The 13,452-nt window shown below is 43.6% G+C and carries 16 protein-coding genes; 12 read left to right on the top strand and 4 right to left on the bottom strand.

Features of this window, described 5'->3' with window-relative positions:
• The first annotated feature begins 5 nt into the window (after nucleotides 1-5).
• Nucleotides 6-215 (top strand): hypothetical protein, encoded by a 210-nt coding sequence (locus NYE24_RS06930; protein WP_342478342.1) that lies wholly within the window; start codon nucleotides 6-8, stop codon nucleotides 213-215.
• Nucleotides 216-733: 518 nt separating this feature from the next.
• Complete coding sequence (locus NYE24_RS06925; protein ID WP_342478341.1) at nucleotides 734-1,315, top strand: hypothetical protein; 582 nt, start codon at nucleotides 734-736, stop codon at nucleotides 1,313-1,315.
• Nucleotides 1,316-1,431: 116 nt separating this feature from the next.
• On the opposite strand, the gene NYE24_RS06920 is transcribed toward NYE24_RS06925, so the two are convergent.
• On the bottom strand, nucleotides 1,432-2,103 hold the full coding sequence (locus NYE24_RS06920; protein WP_342478340.1) for an SOS response-associated peptidase: 672 nt from the start codon (nucleotides 2,101-2,103) through the stop codon (nucleotides 1,432-1,434).
• Nucleotides 2,104-2,261: 158 nt separating this feature from the next.
• Nucleotides 2,262-3,035: a hypothetical protein gene (locus NYE24_RS06915; RefSeq protein ID WP_342478339.1), complete on the bottom strand. Its 774-nt coding sequence runs from the start codon at nucleotides 3,033-3,035 to the stop codon at nucleotides 2,262-2,264.
• A gap of 196 nt (nucleotides 3,036-3,231) precedes the next feature.
• Between NYE24_RS06915 and NYE24_RS06910 the strand changes: the two genes are divergently transcribed.
• The 5 genes from NYE24_RS06910 (at nucleotide 3,232) to NYE24_RS06890 (ending at nucleotide 6,888) form a co-directional block, all read left to right on the top strand.
• Nucleotides 3,232-3,429, top strand: a complete 198-nt coding sequence (locus NYE24_RS06910) for a hypothetical protein (RefSeq protein ID WP_342478338.1) — start codon at nucleotides 3,232-3,234, stop codon at nucleotides 3,427-3,429.
• A gap of 303 nt (nucleotides 3,430-3,732) precedes the next feature.
• Nucleotides 3,733-3,882: a hypothetical protein gene (locus NYE24_RS06905; RefSeq protein ID WP_156949748.1), complete on the top strand. Its 150-nt coding sequence runs from the start codon at nucleotides 3,733-3,735 to the stop codon at nucleotides 3,880-3,882.
• A 350-nt stretch (nucleotides 3,883-4,232) separates the two neighbouring features.
• Nucleotides 4,233-5,159 carry a hypothetical protein gene (locus NYE24_RS06900; RefSeq protein ID WP_342478337.1) on the top strand — a complete coding sequence of 309 codons (927 nt, stop codon included), beginning with the start codon at nucleotides 4,233-4,235 and terminating at the stop codon, nucleotides 5,157-5,159.
• An 84-nt stretch (nucleotides 5,160-5,243) separates the two neighbouring features.
• Nucleotides 5,244-5,996, top strand: a complete 753-nt coding sequence (locus tag NYE24_RS06895; protein ID WP_076160394.1) for a hypothetical protein — start codon at nucleotides 5,244-5,246, stop codon at nucleotides 5,994-5,996.
• Nucleotides 5,997-6,087: 91 nt separating this feature from the next.
• Nucleotides 6,088-6,888 carry a DUF1648 domain-containing protein gene (locus tag NYE24_RS06890; RefSeq protein WP_083678094.1) on the top strand — a complete coding sequence of 267 codons (801 nt, stop codon included), beginning with the start codon at nucleotides 6,088-6,090 and terminating at the stop codon, nucleotides 6,886-6,888.
• A 122-nt stretch (nucleotides 6,889-7,010) separates the two neighbouring features.
• Here the strand turns inward: NYE24_RS06890 and NYE24_RS06885 are convergent, their stop codons facing one another.
• The gene (locus tag NYE24_RS06885) at nucleotides 7,011-7,502 is read right to left on the bottom strand and encodes an effector binding domain-containing protein (protein WP_076160390.1); all 492 of its coding nucleotides are present in this window, start codon (nucleotides 7,500-7,502) and stop codon (nucleotides 7,011-7,013) included.
• A gap of 105 nt (nucleotides 7,503-7,607) precedes the next feature.
• Here NYE24_RS06885 and NYE24_RS06880 point away from each other — a divergent pair, with 105 nt between their 5' ends.
• From NYE24_RS06880 to NYE24_RS06860, 5 genes are all read left to right on the top strand, one after another.
• Nucleotides 7,608-8,525 carry a YafY family protein gene (locus NYE24_RS06880; protein ID WP_342478336.1) on the top strand — a complete coding sequence of 306 codons (918 nt, stop codon included), beginning with the start codon at nucleotides 7,608-7,610 and terminating at the stop codon, nucleotides 8,523-8,525.
• A gap of 80 nt (nucleotides 8,526-8,605) precedes the next feature.
• Nucleotides 8,606-9,208 carry a hypothetical protein gene (locus NYE24_RS06875; protein WP_342478335.1) on the top strand — a complete coding sequence of 201 codons (603 nt, stop codon included), beginning with the start codon at nucleotides 8,606-8,608 and terminating at the stop codon, nucleotides 9,206-9,208.
• A 238-nt stretch (nucleotides 9,209-9,446) separates the two neighbouring features.
• Nucleotides 9,447-10,163: an SMI1/KNR4 family protein gene (locus NYE24_RS06870; RefSeq protein ID WP_076160385.1), complete on the top strand. Its 717-nt coding sequence runs from the start codon at nucleotides 9,447-9,449 to the stop codon at nucleotides 10,161-10,163.
• A 195-nt stretch (nucleotides 10,164-10,358) separates the two neighbouring features.
• Nucleotides 10,359-11,735 carry an ADP-ribosylglycohydrolase family protein gene (locus tag NYE24_RS06865; protein ID WP_342478334.1) on the top strand — a complete coding sequence of 459 codons (1,377 nt, stop codon included), beginning with the start codon at nucleotides 10,359-10,361 and terminating at the stop codon, nucleotides 11,733-11,735.
• Nucleotides 11,732-12,682, top strand: a complete 951-nt coding sequence (locus tag NYE24_RS06860; protein ID WP_036701164.1) for a prolyl oligopeptidase family serine peptidase — start codon at nucleotides 11,732-11,734, stop codon at nucleotides 12,680-12,682. The genes NYE24_RS06865 and NYE24_RS06860 overlap by 4 nt, the downstream gene beginning before the upstream one ends.
• Here the strand turns inward: NYE24_RS06860 and NYE24_RS06855 are convergent.
• Nucleotides 12,679-12,996: a hypothetical protein gene (locus NYE24_RS06855; RefSeq protein WP_036701166.1), complete on the bottom strand. Its 318-nt coding sequence runs from the start codon at nucleotides 12,994-12,996 to the stop codon at nucleotides 12,679-12,681. The two genes, NYE24_RS06860 and NYE24_RS06855, sit on opposite strands and share 4 nt — an antisense overlap.
• Nucleotides 12,997-13,452: the final 456 nt, after the last annotated feature.

Here is a 13,452-nt window from a genome sequence, read left to right as displayed (position 1 = left end):
AACAGGTGGTAGTGATAAAGAAACTTGAGTTATCCATTAGCCTCACAAGACCGACTGAAGAAATTACTGAAGCTACCATTACAATAATGGAGTTCTTTCCAGGGCGGCAGCTTGGTATTTTGCAGCAGGTTGATCAGAATATCGGCGATATACTGGCCGCGATGCAGCCGAAGGAAGATCAAGGACCTGTAGAAACGGCTAAAGAATCAACGTAGAAAGAATAAATTATCACAGCGCCGATTTAGGCGTTTTTATTTTGCCCTTTAATTGTATTTTATGGTTTGGGGGCTACTTATTATTAGGGAGAACTCATAGAGAGGTCGGGGGAGAATGGATGACAAGGTTCACATGGTAAAAGCAATAGCTGCAACTGCTGGGGCAACTGTAGGCTACTTATGGGGAGGGTGGACCGTTATGTTACAAGCGCTGCTTGTGCTAGTCATTGTTGATTTTGTAACCGGATGAGCCGCCGTCTGGATTATTGGGGAGCTACGCTCTATGAAAGGTTATATCGGCGTAGCTAAGAAGATATCTATTTTTATGATTATTACCGTTGCACATGTCATCAATATGGGGCTCGGAGATATATAATCCAGGGAAAATAATTTGGGAACGTGATTCTGCACCAGCACAATCTCCTTCAAGTGGGCAGGCTCCGTCAGGAGCAGACGGGAATGGCCGCGGTGAAAATGGCGAGGGTGGCGTAACTGGTCAAACAGGAGTATCGGGAGTAATGGGAGCAACTGCGCCGAATTTAACCTTAATTATTGGAAAGGTTCCAGGAAGCGGAGTAATAGTTGATTTTCAAGGTCAGGTCGGCGGGGCTGGAGGTATGGGACAACAGGGAGGTAAAGGAGGACATGGGGGGCCGGGGAGAGATGCTAAACAAAACCTAGTTACGTGTCTCAGTGGAGCGGGAGATGGGGGAGATGGGGGCACAGGTGGAACTGGAGGAGCAGGCGGAAACGGTGGACAAGGCGGAAAAGGCGGCACAATCAATATACTGTCGGTGTCTGAGAACTCTAATTCAATAGGTCAGAAATTTAGATTTCTGATTTCTGGAGGCGTAGGTGGACCAGGAGGACCTGCCGGACCGGGAGGCGTAGGTGGTTCTGGCGGCGGCGGCGATGAGGCTTCCCCACATTGTCAAGGCGATGGAAGTGACGGAAATACTGGTGCTGTAGGTACTACAGGCGTTGTTGGTAAACCAGGAGAAAAAGGAGTTGACGGTGACTATTTGATTGCACAGATAGATTCAGTTGAACTAGATACGGTAATCAAAGGTCTTACTAATCAGCCAGTAACAGCAACATAGAATTTTCTGGATTCTGAGCAATAGGGCGTCGCATCCCTATTGCTCTTTTTTAATGCTTAGAAAAAGGCATTCTGTCATAAAAAATTACCTACCATTCATTAAATCTGTCAGATAAGTTAATATGATTCTTCAAGTAAATCCTTAGAATTGTTACGTACATTGCCGACAGCTGTTGGAACTTTATAAGCCCTCATCTTGGATGAATCATAAAGCTTCAGCAGTCTTAATAAGGCTTCAACATCGTTATTGTCCCTCCCCAGCCAATCAGCCTCATCCTCCGGCCGGAGAATGACTGGCATGCGGTCATGAATATCCTCCATCAAACTGTTCGGAGTAGTGGTGATGATGGTGCAGGTACTGAGTTTCTTTCCCTCCGGATCTTCCCAGGTGTCATACAATCCGGCAAAGGAGAAGAGGCCGCCATCACTCATGAGGATTCTATATGGCTGTTTGCTGCTCCCGTCCTTTTTCCATTCATAGAAACCATCAGCAGGAATAATACAGCGCTTGGATTTCACTAAGCGTTTAAAGGCGGGCTTTTCACCTACTGTTTCCGACCGGGCATTAATCATCTTGTTGCCTATCTTCTCATCCTTGGCCCATACCGGCACCAATCCCCAGCGAAGCTCCCCAAGGCGTTTCGCTTCGTCTGTGGCGATCACAGCAGGGATATTATGCATTGGTGCTACATTATAGTTAGGTTTTAGAACGGCTATTTTGCTGTCATCGATCAGGTAATGTGTAATCAGTTCTTCCAGGGTAACTGTTATAGTAAATCGTCCACACATATAATCAACCTCCAAATAAGGATGTCTCTATATTAATTATAAAATGATGCGTTTAAACTTAGAGTCTGTAATGGCGTAGATGAAGTGAACATAAAAAACTCCTCATCCAATTATAGCTCTTGGCTACTTTGGATAGAGGAGGTAAGTATTGGGACTACTTATTCGGTTGCTGTATACTCACTTACTTCAAAGGTTAAGATCTTATCATGTATTACGTATTCTGTTCGTTTAAAAAATGGACCTTTGTTATTATCGTGTTTATCAATACCATACCGACTAGATCCAGAAGACGAATCATACCATGACAGAAATTCATTTAATTCAGACATAGGAATGTCAAATTCTTTTTCAAACCCATTATCCAAAGTGATTGTTAAAATAGAATGCATTCCTGAAGAAGTATCGGGAGTTGGAGTAGCGATTGCAGTTGCAGCTGGAGAAACCATATTGGAGAATACATCGAACTCAAAAACTTTTATATCATAATTTTTCCCTTCATTCACAAGAGCAACATAGGACACATCATTAATAGGTGTGTTAGTTAGATTACCATTTACAACTGCAGCATTATCGAATAAAACATTTTTACTATTATCGTAAAATTTAACACGGAAATAAGTGTCGTCATTGCAGATCAATTTATAACTACTAATGTTAACTGGACTGCTAAACTTATACCAGAGTGTATCGTTTTGTGTGCCTGCTTTTTGAACTGTTACGGAAGGCGAAGAAGGGTAGGTATCATTATTATCTGTAGCTTGATTAACAGTACTTTGCGTGTCATCCAAATCAGAACCTAAATTGATAGCTAAACCATTTAGTAGGCCGCCTGAGTAAGCGTAGGTTGGTGAATGAGTGGTGATTGTGCTGACTAAAGCAAATAATAGAGCAATTGCTAGAGTGGATGCTAAAATTTTGATTTTTTTTGACATATTTGTTTTCTACCGCTTTTGTCTTATAGTGATTTAATGATAATAAGGGATGTAGTACCTGTCTAAACATAATTTCTTATATATGGGATATATAGATTGAAGACATTAAAAGTACATAATTATGGGAAGATAGGCATAAACGTTTGTTTGGTTGTAATACAAACAAACGTTCCTGTTATATCGGAGGCGATCAGCCATGAGAATGAGCAGCGGTCAGACTATTGAAATCATATATCTGGACAAAGCGTGCAAGATTACGCAGCGGAAGATTGAGGTACGTGGGATTTGGGACGGCCGTATCCAGGCCACATGTCTGACCACCGGCGCACCCCGGGTATTCCTGGCCGCCAATATTCTGTCGTGGATTCCGGTACCGGAGCGGCAGTATGCTTGATGATACCCCGCGTAAGCTGCTGCGGATCATCGTCCAGTTTAAATACCATTTTAAACGTATGCCCTCGATCCGGGAGCTGGGGAGGTTAAGCGGACGGCGACCAACGGAGATCATCAGGGGTTTTAAAGTTTTAGCTGAGAAAAGTATATAGAGTGGGATGCAGGCAAGCCCATTGAGAAAGTCGCAGTCATTGAGATGTGGGAGCGCAACGTACAACTAGATACAGGGCCGCAAGATGGCACACAGGGCGGCAGGCGTGGCGGTAATGCTGATTAATGGCTGTACCATTAAGAGGAAGTATTTATGAGTAAGCTAGATGGTAACGAGCGGTGGAAGACAAAGATGCTCATGACGGAGCATGTGGAAGAGTATGAGCAAGCGGAGCGGGCGGCCACGAGTGACAAAGATGATATTAGAATTGCTATCGCGGCATATCGCGACAAAAATATATGAAATCAACCGTCTCTAATTATATAACACTTGAGGAACTTATGAGGATTTTAAGCACCCAAGAAGAAAAGGAAAGGTTTAGTACGGAATTGTTGAACAAAACGATCCCATGTCTACGGATTGGGAAATCAATGCTTACCTAAACTTATTAATTCAATAACCCGATAGTAGCGCTACTTGCCCCAAACTAACCCATCCCACCTGAACTTCAACCCCTAACTTCATGTTAGTGTCTTTTTCGTATGTTCCTAAGCTTCGCCATACTTCCGCCATGTTCTGGTTCCATCTACTCTGACATAATACGGTAAAGAACAGAGGTTGGTTTAACATCAGCTCTTTAAGGAGGAATTGGCATGTTTCATAAAACAGTGACGCTGCAGCCTTTTGCTGATATTTCGGTGCATACCCAGGGGTTCGAGATCGTCTCAGCTCAATTAGGTGGAGATGGCTGCATATATGTCCTGCTGATTAACCAGATCCCGGAACGGAAACGAGGAATGTTCGTCCAACCGGCATTGAAGGAACCGCATACCTACAAGGTTTTGATGGTAGAAAGTCAACATTACATCGATGAAATTACATTTCCGGATCAGCATTTTAATTATCATTATGTTCAGCCGCTCCGCAGACATCTGCTGCTGGTTGGAGCACGCTGCTCGTATTATGGTGCAGGTAAATATGATCTGAACGCCAAAGTATGTGATTATACAGGACGTATCGTTCGTGAGTTCCTGCTTGGAGATGGGATTCAGAATGTTCAGGTGACGGAGAAAGGAACCATCTGGACCAGTTATTTTGACGAAGGCGTGTTCGGGAATAACGGGTGGGATCAGCCTGTCGGTGAACACGGCCTTGTGGCCTGGGATGAGCATGGAAACAAATTGTACGAAGATCATGTGTCTAATATTGCCGATTGTTATGCTTTGAATGTTGTCCGTGAAGAGCAGGTCTGGTTTAATTATTATACGGACTTTTTACTCGGCTGCATCTCAGGCGGACCCAGTCAGCCCAAGGTTACGTTTATGAATCCTGAGATTTCCGGTTCGGCCGGGTTCTGCACGGATGGTTATCACTTCCTGTTCGATGGCGGTTACGGCAAACACGGAGAATATGTTATCAAGAAGCTTGAACAATCCAGCTTGACCAAAGGGCATAAGGTAAAGTTTCTGAATGAAAAATCCGTGCCGCTTGAACTAAAGTCGCAAGATTTCCGGGAAGACCGCGTGCTGTTCTGTGCAGATGATACATTGTATCAGATTTCGGTTAGTGATTTGCTCTGAGGGTGCGGGGTGCGGGGAAGTGACACGTACCCCATAATATGGTAGGGTTATTGCATTACGCGGAAATTGAGGGTGGCATACATAATGAAGGTTAAGATTTTATTTATTTTATTGACAGTTTCCTTAACAGTAAATGTAGTAATATTTTATGGATTATCGAAGTTTGATTTAGTTGAGAAAGGAAGTACAATTTCGAGTATCAATAAGTCAGCTTCAACTTCTATTGATATGCCTAACACAAGTAGTACTGGAATAAGTAGAACTAACACAAGTAGGAAAGAAGATTCATTGACAATAATAGATCAAGATATAATAGCAGCAACAGTAAAATCGGGTTACGGATATATCTATAGCTTAACTAATGATCAAATTATGAAGGCGATCAATGAAGGAAAAAGAGATCCTGGCTATATCGGCGAAGACTTCAAATTGCCTGTATTTTCATCCGCCAATAGAGATAGTGCATTTGAATACATGGGCGTATTTATTGATACACCTTACAGATATGTAGCCATATATTCAAGCGACCTATACGAGAATTATGGCAGGACGTCGTCTATTAATGAAGTGTATAAATTTATCGGCTATGATCATATTTCATTCTCTGCTTACTTATTCGATGGATGGGCTCAGAGGTTAGCCATGGAATTGAAACAGGAGGGTGAAATCATCCAACCCTATAAAACCGAAGATAATGAGAACGGAGATATCAAGAGCATCAATTTTGATGTAAATGATATAGATTTTCGGGAGCCCGCTTATTTGAAAATATACGAAAAAAGTAATCCCGCAAAATATGCTGAGTATAAGATCGCTTTCGAGAATTATGTGAAATAATATCCATTAGATTGAGGTGAGTGATATAACGATCCTGCCTGTTATAATATTTATCTTAGTATTTGTACCTTCCATTGTACTCATTGTGAGTATGCCGTATTTAACAAAAGAGACGATTAGTTTTGGAGTCACCGTCAGTGCTGTACAATTCTACAGTGAGCAGCTGCGCCAGATGCGGAAGTCGTATGCCAGGATTAGTGCTTTTTTACATACCATCCTGTTCATTGTTGGCATCCTATGCTTAATCTACAGTGATGAACATTCGAGGCAAGTCAGTTGGATCATTATTACCTATGCACTCGCCATGCTCGTAATCTCTCTGGTCATTAACATTAGGTATCATTCGAAAATGAAAAGCGTACTGTCTATGCTGCCTCCTGCTCCCGAATCATCGGTCATGGAGATGAAATCTGCATTTCGGAAAGGAAATGTCGGACTATCGGTTCAATGGTTCCTTATTCATGCTGTTATTATTATGGTTAGTATTGTAACAGTGCTGCGCAACTACGATTTGATTCCTGACCAGCTACCTGTCCATTTCGACAGCAGTTGGACTGTAGACCGCTATGTAGATAAATCTTATAGTATCGTGTTTATACCTGCGATGATGCAGGTGTTAGGGACACTTCTGTTCATTTATGAATATTGGAGAATGCGCAGAGGGAAGCAGCAGGTTAGAGAAGACGTATCTTACCGCCGTGCCTGGTCCAATTTTATGATTACAGCAAGCTTCTTGTTCGTTATCCTGTTATCCGTCGTGCAGCTAAATATGATCTCTCTGCTTCACATTAATTTTGTTATCCCCGTTGTCCTAAGCATTATTGCCTTTATCATCCTATATGCCTGCACCTTAACGTACTGGGCTGGTCAGCGTGAAAGCCGCAACACTTAATTAATAGTTGAGCGCTAGATCAGCCACACCTCAAATTTTGAGTACAAGCTGATCTAACGCGCTACAACGCAACGAAGTTGCTTTTACCTACAGCCTAACGTTATTTCCACTTAGTGGAGTCCTCAATCTGCCTTCCGCTTCTTCACCGGCACCCATACTTCAACTTCGGCATCCATAGGATTGCCATTGGTCAGTACCTCCGCAATTGGGTGTCCGGTATACACGTACTCATAATTATCGTTCAGGATGGCACCGAATGCCTCATCCTCCAGCCGGTCAAACGCAAGACGCGACAACCCGCCCTGACCCGACAATACTAAATACTCTCCTCCCGGAAAAAGCACTTCACCCGCAGCATCCGGCTCGGGCCCCAACGACTGAACGCCTGCAACATACAGGATCTTCCCATCCTCCTGAGCAATCGCGGCGAAGCCGTAGGGACTCTCAGACAAGGGAAGCAGAGAGGCCATGGAGCCGTTCTCCAGCGTGCTTTTGAAAAAAGCCGTTTTGAGCGGAGAATACGCCGGATCGTGCACCGCCTCGCCTTCACTTATAGCCGTCTTGTACCCGATGATGCGGAATGCTTCTTTCGTTTCAATTCTGGTCGAAATCATGACAATGTACCTCCTGGATCGTGGGATTTGTGTATTCCAAGCAAGCATAATCTACCAACTGTGACATCTGTATGGCATACTTGATTAGAGGTGGTTAGAATGAAAATGGATCGCTTGATTGCGCTCATTATGATCCTGCTGGAGCATGAGCAGATTAGTGCGCGCGAGTTAGCAGAGCGTCTCGAAGTCAGCAGACGAACGATTTACCGCGATATTGATACGCTGAACAGAGCCGGCCTGCCGATCTATACGCTCATGGGAGCATGGGGCGGTATCGGCTTGATGAAATCCTACAAAGTGGGCAAAACCTTGTTCACCCCGCAAGAAATTCAGAACCTGCAGAATGGGATGCAGAGCTACAAGCAGCTTTTTGGGAGAAGGGAAATGGTGTATGCAGCGGAGAAGCTGAACGCTCTCTACCCGGACAACGCAGAGCGCCAGCCGAATGCGCCGTTCGTCATGGATCTGTCCTTGAATCAAGGGAACGAGTCGCTGCGCACTCTATTCGGGATGATTGAGACGGCGATGAATGAGCACGCTGTGCTGGCTTTTGCGTATACGGATGCGCGGGGGCAGATTAGTGAACGGCGGGTGGAGCCGTATCAGGTGGTTTTCAAGGAGAACAGCTGGTACCTGCAAGCCTATTGTCTGGATAAGCAGGACTACCGGGTCTTCAAGCTGGCCAGGATGAGTGGTCTCCAGGTGACGAAGGAGCAGTTCGTTCCGAGAGCGTTCACCCCTCTTCCCATGGACGGAGGAGATTGGCTAAGTCAGGGCTGGCTGGAGGTTACGATCCGGCTGGACCGCTCCGTCATGGATCGCGTGATTGAACGGTTCGGCGCTGACCATATTCTGCGGGTGGATGAACACCACTGCTGGGCCAAGTATCCCATTATTGCGAATGACTATGGCTATGACCGGCTGCTCGCTTTTGGAGATAAATGTGAAGTGCTGGGGCCGCCCGAGATCCGTAGCGGGTTTAAGGCATATGTGCGGAGGATTATGAGTAAGTATGAGGATTAATGTAAACTGGAGGTGCGGAAGATGGGAAACACAGTTAGGGAGAGAAAAAAATTGGAGCAAGCGATTATCTGGCTTTAGCATTGTATGCGTTTGCAGGGTTTGGACTTGAGATCGTGTTATCTATGCTGTTGCCTTCGATCCTGGGAGTTAGAAGCTCTGAATACACGCTCATTCATCATTGTATCCATTGGGGACTAACCTGCTTGCTATGGGGAAGCATGGCCCTATTCCTGATCAGGCTCTCCAAGCGCAAATACGATTTTGACATGATGAACTTGCACGCAGCGCCGGACGTGAAGGAATGGTTGCTCGCGGTGGTGGTGTCGGTGATCGCCATTGCAGCTACAACTATCGTATGGGAGGGGTTTAAGCCGGTTCAGGAATACAAGGATGCGGTGAGGTTCGTTTTTCAGAATATCTATTACTTGTTCGAAGCTGCGCTGATCCTGCTGACGATTGCTTTTGGACAGAAATTCGGTGAAACGCTCTTCAAAAGAGACGGGCTGCCCTACGGAGGGATGTTCCTCGCACTCACTTGGGGCCTGATCCACATTCTGCTCCAGGGCGGGGCAACGGGCGTTTATGCGTTCTTCATGTCACTACTTTACGGAACGATATACATAATGTTGAGAAAGAATGTGCGGTATTCGTATTTGGTGATTGCGGTTGTGTTTGTTTTGTGAGGCAGAATGGGGAGAGGCTAGGGTGAATGAAATGAAGTATTCGATATGGATTGAAGCTGAAGAATGGGTTGAAGGGGAATGGAACTAGACGAATGCAGTCGTAAGCGGATTGAAGAGGTAATTGCACATTTAGTAGTTAGTGGTGAGTTATGAACTATCTCATTCTGAAAAAGTACCACAAAAGTCAATCATAAAGTGACACTAGGTTGTGAAAAACTATTTTATGAGGAGTAGTCGCATGCTTACAGATCTTATTCACAGACTTGGCCTCACATTGCCTGTTGCATTAGTTGAGGAGTTGGAGCTGCACAAGGAGAAACAAAAGGATCAAAACTACTTTTTGAGATTAATGGAAGCTGACGAAATTGTTGAATTAGTTGATTATTTGTCCAAAATAGAGGCTTATCGGGATATGATTCCTTTGTGGAGTGACGATCATTCAAACTATATTGGCTTGTACGTACAAGGCACATGCAAATACAGGATATGTTATATCGATCATGAGGAAACGGATGTATCTCCGGCCTTTAGAAGTATACGTTCATTTATAACGAAAATCGAAGAATATCCTGATCTGGATTGGCATGATTTGAATAAAGACTATCCAGCAGAATTTGAAGTTAGTCAAACTGAAATGAATGAAGACCTCGCTTGTATTGACGAGTTGAATCGAATGATAAGCTCTGACCAACTTATAAGCGATGATATTCGCTGTCAGTATATTTTTTCGATTATGGCATTAACGCCAAAAGGAAATCTTAATTCCATCATAAAATATCTAGACGATGAAGATATGTTTGTTCAAGAAAGAGCATGTGAGATTATTGGATTTCATACTTATATACCAGCTAAGGAAAAGCTGGTGAAGATCTCCAAAAACGGAATGCATAATGGGAAAATAGCAGCCAAAAGAGCATTAGAAAGGATAAGGGAAGACCGAAAAAATGAAATTTAAAAGCTCTGAATTGCTCGTAAATCGACTCGAACTACTAGGAAATAGAGTACACAAAAGTGAATTTATAAATGAGATAAGAACTAGAATTATGGAATTTATTAAGGAGATTCAAGCGATAAACAGTGAACTTTTGAAATCTGTTTATTTTTCTAAGTTGTTGGGGTTTTGTGATAATCAGAATAAAGGAGAGACAACATGCTGCCATCACTAACGTTTCTGAAACATCAATTAGAGGGGATTCTGCGTAATAAATTTGCACAGGGACATCAAACCTCCGGTTATTTAGCCCGATTGGAACAGCTTCCCTCAAGCTACGATGCTTATCTGGAATTCGCCCATAGCTTGGCTGATATTCCAATGCGGGACAACTGGCCTTACTATGAGCCGGACGATTTGCAGGAGATATGGCGGGAATGCGACCCGGATAGACCTCTAGGCCAGATCGGAGTATTGAATCTGAAGGACAGTGCCAAGCGTGTAGAGGCAGGCTTCCTCGCTTCAGTCTGTGGTTCAATGCTGGGCAAGCCGATCGAGGTCAATCCCACGTTGCCAGAATTACGTCAAGCGTTAACCGCTATAGGGGAATGGCCGCTGAATGATTATATTTCTGAAAAAGCTCTCCATGCTTTGGATCGTCGCCATTGGTCCTGGTTCGAGACGACGCGGGGGCGGATTCGCTATGTGGCACCTGACGATGATATCAACTACACCTTAATGGGAATGATGGCGTTAGAGCAATTCGGTAAGGGTTTTACGAAAAGAAACCTAAGAGATTTATGGATCAATCATCTTCCGATAAGTACAACCTGGGGACCGGAGAGGGCCATCCTGGTTCGGTCGGGGATAAGCTATCTAGAGCATGACCAGGAATTATTCAATCATTCTGAGATGGAATCTTGGCCCGACTTCCTGGTGCAAGGTACAGAATTATGCGGTGCGGCAATTCGTGCAGATACTTACGGCTATGCCTGCCCCGGTCAACCTGCGCTTGCGGCCGAGCTGGCTTGGCGTGATGCCAGTTTTACACACCGCCGGACAGGAATTTATGCCACGATGTTCATTGCCGCTGCAATTGCCGCCGCACATGTGCTGCGCGATCCGCTTGAAATAATAAGTACTGCACTGCAATTCGTCCCTAGAAGGAGCCGGTTCTATGAGATTACTGCGGATTGCCTGCAGATCGTAGGGGATGCAGATAACTGGCTGGACGCTTATCAGGACATTCATCAGAAGTACGCGAATCATTCCCACTGCCAGGTATATCAGGAAATCGGCACCTTGATAAATACCTTTCGATTTGCTGAGAATACCGGAGACGGAATATGCAAGCAGGTCATGCAAGGCAATGATACCGACAGCTTCGGAGCAACAGCAGGCTCGCTGCTCGGAGTGTATTTCGGCCCAGACAGCTTGGAAGCGAGATGGCTTGAACCTTTCCAGGACCGGATTCATACGGGCTTATCTTATTTTCATGAGCAACAACTCTCCCGCTTGGCTGAGCGCGTAGGGCGTTTGCCAGAGCTATTGCACACCGGTCAGCACCGTATTCAACCCAGCGAGCTGTATTTATGAAAGAGGTGAGTAACATAGCGAATTTAAGAAATGAAATAGCAGAAGCCATTGGAATAACATCTCCTAATCCCATAACTAATATCGAATATAGAATACTGGATTCAACGAAGGAAGATGGATATACAAGGAAATTAATTGAATATGATTCTTACGGAGACAAAGTTATTGCCTATCTTTTGCTTCCGGAAGTACTTGATAAAAACCCAGCGATTCTCATCCATCACCAGCATAATAGGGAGCATCATTTTGGAAAGAGCGAAGTGTGTGGATTAGCAGGAAATCCGTTGCAAGCTTTCGGACCGGAATTGGTCAAAAAGGGATTTGTTGTGTTAGCTCCTGACTCCATATGCTTTGAGGACAGACGTACAAATGCACACGGAATTGAACCTCTCTCAGGCGACGCTGACTTTTGGCAACATTATAATGAAATGTGCTACCGTATAATACAAGGCGATTGTTTGATGAAAAAAGTGATAGATGATGCTATGAATGGTATAACATTGCTTTCTAATCTCTCTTTTGTTGACAATGAGTGTATTGGCACACTTGGACATTCATATGGAGGTAATACTGTTCTATTTCTATCTGCGTTAGATGAACGAATAGCTTTTAGCTGTGCAAGCGGCAGTGCGTGTACTTATGCAAATCGAATCAGTAACAATGTTGGGATCGAGATGGCGAGTGTAATTCCGAACTTCCACAGTAAATACGATATATATGATTTAGTATCTTGTATTGCACCAAGACGACTGCTTATTGTATCTGCGGATGATGATAAATATTCAAGAGATGCTGCATATATTGTTGAAAAAGCCAGTCCAGCCTATCTAGAACAGAAAGCTCTACATAATTTGCAACACAAAAGATTTCAAGGCAGTCATGGATTAACGGAAGAAAGATTCGATTATATTATTGGCTGGCTTAAATCAAATGGGAGACATTGTTAATCGCGTAATTTATATTCCCGCCATACGTTTTCATAGTCTTGGCTTTTTATGAAATAACGGTCTTCGAAGACATTGCTTTTGTAGATTTTAAGACCAAGTTGAATTCCGTCTTCCGTATCAGTTACGTTTCCCGTATCTACCAGTGTGGTCTCATCCATCTGGTCATAAGTAGTTGTATAAAAGTATTTGTTTCCATCAATTGTGAGCCAAGTCACGGGATCGCTATTGGACAAATTATTGTTGCTTGTAGCTTTGGTATTTGAACATCCTAATAAAAGAAAGCAAACAGATATAATAAACAGAAGTTTTTTCATTTAATTAAGTCCTCCGGAGTTTTTCGTAAGCGCTATAAACATAGTTTATGGCGCTTACGAAGATTAGTTTAACTTTTGGAGTAAGGTTTCTTTTGGTTCGTTTGGTTAAGTAAATAGTCAGTACTCGTCATATGAAAATCTGCCAGCTTGATCAGAATCGCTGTGGGAATATCGACATCACCGCGTTCATAATTACTATAATCCGCTGGCTGCATTGCAAAAACTCCGCCATTTGAGTTTGCGTCAAATCCTTATCTTCGCGTAAATCCCGGATATGTTGATACATATCAAACACCTCCATCGCAAGCATATCTTAGCGAATTATTCGCTAGTGTAAACCTTTGAAACATCCAATAAAACAAAACATGACAATAAAGTACAAAATATACTATTGACTAATAGATTTATGCTATCCTTTATAGGATGGAATAAGATGCATTTTGAAGGGACGATTGT

Source organism: Paenibacillus sp. FSL H7-0350, from assembly GCF_038593195.1.
In the GTDB taxonomy this organism is placed as follows: Bacteria; Bacillota; Bacilli; order Paenibacillales; family Paenibacillaceae; genus Paenibacillus_AQ.
Note: the sequence above shows the minus strand (reverse complement) of the source record. Positions and strands in the feature narration are given on the sequence as shown.

What these genes read in the sequence shown, in the direction of transcription:
- NYE24_RS06900 (WP_342478337.1), top strand. Translation starts at nt 4,233, where the DNA reads ATGTTTCATAAAACAGTGACGCTGCAGCCTTTTGCTGATATTTCGGTG.
- NYE24_RS06870 (WP_076160385.1), top strand. Translation starts at nt 9,447, where the DNA reads ATGCTTACAGATCTTATTCACAGACTTGGCCTCACATTGCCTGTTGCA.
- NYE24_RS06905 (WP_156949748.1), top strand. Translation starts at nt 3,733, where the DNA reads ATGAGTAAGCTAGATGGTAACGAGCGGTGGAAGACAAAGATGCTCATG.
- NYE24_RS06890 (WP_083678094.1), top strand. Translation starts at nt 6,088, where the DNA reads ATGCCGTATTTAACAAAAGAGACGATTAGTTTTGGAGTCACCGTCAGT.
- NYE24_RS06895 (WP_076160394.1), top strand. Translation starts at nt 5,244, where the DNA reads ATGAAGGTTAAGATTTTATTTATTTTATTGACAGTTTCCTTAACAGTA.
- NYE24_RS06925 (WP_342478341.1), top strand. Translation starts at nt 734, where the DNA reads ATGGGAGCAACTGCGCCGAATTTAACCTTAATTATTGGAAAGGTTCCA.
- NYE24_RS06880 (WP_342478336.1), top strand. Translation starts at nt 7,608, where the DNA reads ATGGATCGCTTGATTGCGCTCATTATGATCCTGCTGGAGCATGAGCAG.
- NYE24_RS06855 (WP_036701166.1), bottom strand. Translation starts at nt 12,996, where the DNA reads ATGAAAAAACTTCTGTTTATTATATCTGTTTGCTTTCTTTTATTAGGA.
- NYE24_RS06915 (WP_342478339.1), bottom strand. Translation starts at nt 3,035, where the DNA reads ATGTCAAAAAAAATCAAAATTTTAGCATCCACTCTAGCAATTGCTCTA.
- NYE24_RS06920 (WP_342478340.1), bottom strand. Translation starts at nt 2,103, where the DNA reads ATGTGTGGACGATTTACTATAACAGTTACCCTGGAAGAACTGATTACA.
- NYE24_RS06860 (WP_036701164.1), top strand. Translation starts at nt 11,732, where the DNA reads ATGAAAGAGGTGAGTAACATAGCGAATTTAAGAAATGAAATAGCAGAA.
- NYE24_RS06885 (WP_076160390.1), bottom strand. Translation starts at nt 7,502, where the DNA reads ATGATTTCGACCAGAATTGAAACGAAAGAAGCATTCCGCATCATCGGG.
- NYE24_RS06865 (WP_342478334.1), top strand. Translation starts at nt 10,359, where the DNA reads ATGCTGCCATCACTAACGTTTCTGAAACATCAATTAGAGGGGATTCTG.
- NYE24_RS06910 (WP_342478338.1), top strand. Translation starts at nt 3,232, where the DNA reads ATGAGAATGAGCAGCGGTCAGACTATTGAAATCATATATCTGGACAAA.